This is a genomic window from Priestia sp. P5_B4 (assembly GCF_056400385.1).
This window is the reverse complement of sequence record NZ_JBFULJ010000407.1, coordinates 1-3,356: the sequence shown is the minus strand read 5'-3', so window position 1 is coordinate 3,356 and position 3,356 is coordinate 1. Positions and strand designations below refer to the sequence as shown.

Here is a 3,356-nt window from a genome sequence, read left to right as displayed (position 1 = left end):
GAATCCAAAGCATGTTGCCTGTGAATATTCCTGCTATAAAAAAAGGAAGCGGCAGCACGTAGTAACAGGCAAAAAAAACGCTTAGTATCCAAACTGCTTTAGCGGAGCGGCCCAGACCTATAAAGATGTTTTTAGCAAAACCGTTCCATACTTCTTCTGTTGTTTCATACATATAACAGCTAACATGAGAGGTAATATTCGCTAAAATGACGCGGTGTTTCTTTTGCTTAAAAAGCTGGGCTAGGTGGACATCTTCTACTAGTGAAGATTTGACGGCTTCATGTCCTCCTACGGCCTCGTAAGCTTCATTTTTTATAAACATAAAAGCACCGTGAGCCGCGGAAGCTTTGCTCATCTTATTACGATTAGCTACGACAACCGGTAAATAACTAAAAACAACCACATGCTGAAGCGGAACAACCAATGCTTCTAACCACGTTTTTACGGGAAAACGAGGGAAACCTGTTAAAAGAGCGGCTTTTGTCGCTTGTGCTGTGGCTAAAGTATGTTCTAGTGTACGTTCTTTTAGTTCTACATCTGCGTCTACAAACAATAAATAGTCTCCATTTGCAGCTTGCGACAGCTGGTGACAGGCATGAACTTTTCCGACCCAGCCCTCTCTCAGCTCTTTTCCTTCTATGATGGTAAACCTCGGATCGCCGTGAATTTCTTTCAACAGCTGTGGTCGTGTTTGATCTGTGGACTGATCGTCTAGTATGACACATTCTAGATTGCTGTACGTTAATCCTTTAATAGAGGAAATGATTCGCTTTACATTTCGTTCTTCATTTCGCATTGGAATCAAAATAGAAATGAGAGGCTGAGGTGTTTTGGAATCCAGCTCGTATCTTTTTAATTTAGGCATTGCTTGAATATTTACAATGGTTAAAAGCAGCATAAAAATAAATAAAAGCATATAGTAAATCATTCTTTCACCTTCGCTTTCCACCACGTTAACCATTCACTAAGCGTCTTTTTTCCTTTTAATAAAACCGTAAATTCCTCATCGTTTTCTTGAATTATTTTCTGTTTTTGATGATCAAGCTGAGCAGTGACTGTACCGCCTAGCGTGTTGGTTATCTCTTCTCTTGCCTTAGCCGAGTCGTAAAAAACAGCTTGCCCTATCCAGATAAAAAGCTCCGGTCGCTGATCATGGCGAAACGTATAATAATACGTAATAGGAATAACTTCAACGTCAGAATGCTTCTTTAGAAGAAAAGCAGGTCCTTCAGAAAAAGTTAACGGTCTTTTTTCAAGATGCTCTTCTTTTCCTTGGGGAAAAATAAGCACCGCTTTTTTCTCTTCTAACAGCTTACTGGCAAACCTTAACGATTCCACCGTATGCTTCGGGGACGCTGCATTTACTGAAAAAGCTCCGATTCGTTGAAAAAAAGGAAAATCCTTCAATCCTTGTTCGGACATCATAGCGTATAGATCTGTTTTTAATACCGCGTTATTTAAATAAAATGTCACTAAACCGTCCCACCAGCTGGAATGATTAGCAATTAATAAAATTTTTTTATCTTTTGGGAGCCCTTCTATATGTAAATGAATACGATAAAATTGCTTTTTAAGCTGATATGTGACAAACAGTTGAAAAAATCGCTCAAATATTGAGTTTTTCTTCGGGTAAATCATAAGCGAGTCTCCTTTTTATACACAATATAAAGAATAAGAAAAGGAATCATCGTCAGACATACGACAAGCCATAGGCCATTTGCTAACGCTACAATCACAAACATCATGACAACTGCACTATACAAAAATACCATTCTTTTTTCCCACACCGGATTTTCCTCTTTAGGAGACTTAGCTAAAAAGAAATATACGACCAGCTGAATGAAGAAAGACAATAAAAACCAGCCGGAGAAATTTGATAAAGGAATATTATAATAAAAGCTGTCCCCTTCCCACACCCAATATTGTTTAACAACATAGGCAACAGGATCAATAGCCAAATCCATAATAACAGCAAAAAGCGAACTAATGACTGCATAGGCAATTCCATGGACAATAAACGGCAGCTCCATACGTTTCATAATTCCTAAAGCTAGTATTCTGCTTGTAATCACAACCATAAACCAAGCCGAACCAATGGTCAGAGGAACACCTAAAATTTTGGCGCCAAAATCTTTTTCATAATCGTAGGATCCAAATAAAAATCCATACTTAACACCTAGACTTTCGATATAAATAGATGCGCCTGTCACAAATATCGCAACGAGCAGTGCCCGCCTTACTCCATAAGCTTTAGTTAGATAAATAAGAGCAAGAAGACTGCTCAAGTGTAAAAAGACCGCGTTTGCCCATTCTAACCATGAAGGCAGCAAATCGAAGGAAAGCAAGACGACTCCGCATACGTACCAGATAAGAAAAAAACGATAAATACCATTTGTGATCATCCTTTATCCACCTTCTCTCCAGCTTCTTTTTGTCAAAGTGCTATTATATAAGCTTGTACCCATTCTCTCCATTTTCAATGTGCTCTTTTTTATGAATAGTCCGCGCTCTCTTAAAATTATGTAAAAACAGCCACTGTTAGTACGTTCCCTAAATAAGAGACTTTATTACTTATTTATAAACAAAAATAAAATAAACGTCCATTAAAATCTACGGATGTATAGATTGTAATGACGTTTATTTTTTCTTATGTATATACACTTCTAATAGCTTTTTGACAATGAGTCCGACAACAAGTCCAGGTATAACAGACAGCATAGGAAGCCAAATTGGTCCTATAAAAACACCGTTGATGGTTGTTACTGAAGAATACATAATGCCTACTGTAACAAAATAAGCACAGGAGACAAAAGGAATAAATGTAAATCTCGATGCGCCGTTTTCTGCTTCTTTAACAGCATCCCAAATTGCAAAAAAATACAAACATGGATAAAACATTAACCACTGCATGTTCATTACTTCTAGGGAATGCCTTGTTTCTCCTAAAAAGCTTAAGCGAATGCCTTCATTAAAATTTGCGCCCATATTAATGAGAAATTCAAGTACAATAAACAAAATTCCTTTTATATGTTTTTTGTTTAGTAATTGTCCAAAGCCCGGCAACGCAATGCTCCATAAAAGAGCTTCTAGTCTAGTCACGTTCTGTCCTAACATTTTGACGTATAAAAGAACTCCACAGCATGATATCAGTAGAAATTTTGTCCATAGTTATCAACCTCACAATAATTTACTCATAGTTTTTGTAAATGTAAAATTTTTATACTACATCTCCTTTAATATTTGTAACTTATTGTAAATTGATAAATAGTTTAGCTATTCGACCAGACATTTTCGCTTAGAATTTTCTGTTTATTAAAACAAAATCGTACGATATACTAGTTTTATACGTACGAAAG

The 3,356-nt window shown here is 36.7% G+C and carries 4 protein-coding genes; all 4 read right to left on the bottom strand.

Annotated elements, in window-relative coordinates:
• The coding region (locus AC1DRF_RS20310) for a glycosyltransferase family 2 protein (protein WP_477741526.1) at positions 1-961 on the bottom strand (961 nt) is incomplete at its 3' end.
• Positions 925-1,638, bottom strand: a complete 714-nt coding sequence (locus AC1DRF_RS20305; protein ID WP_477741525.1) for a lysophospholipid acyltransferase family protein — start codon at positions 1,636-1,638, stop codon at positions 925-927. The genes AC1DRF_RS20305 and AC1DRF_RS20310, both read right to left, overlap by 37 nt.
• Positions 1,635-2,402: a carotenoid biosynthesis protein gene (locus AC1DRF_RS20300; protein ID WP_097825187.1), complete on the bottom strand. Its 768-nt coding sequence runs from the start codon at positions 2,400-2,402 to the stop codon at positions 1,635-1,637. The genes AC1DRF_RS20305 and AC1DRF_RS20300 overlap by 4 nt, the downstream gene beginning before the upstream one ends.
• 235 nt (positions 2,403-2,637) lie before the next feature.
• On the bottom strand, positions 2,638-3,114 hold the full coding sequence (locus tag AC1DRF_RS20295; protein WP_477741524.1) for a hypothetical protein: 477 nt from the start codon (positions 3,112-3,114) through the stop codon (positions 2,638-2,640).
• Between the last annotated feature and the right edge of the window lie 242 nt (positions 3,115-3,356).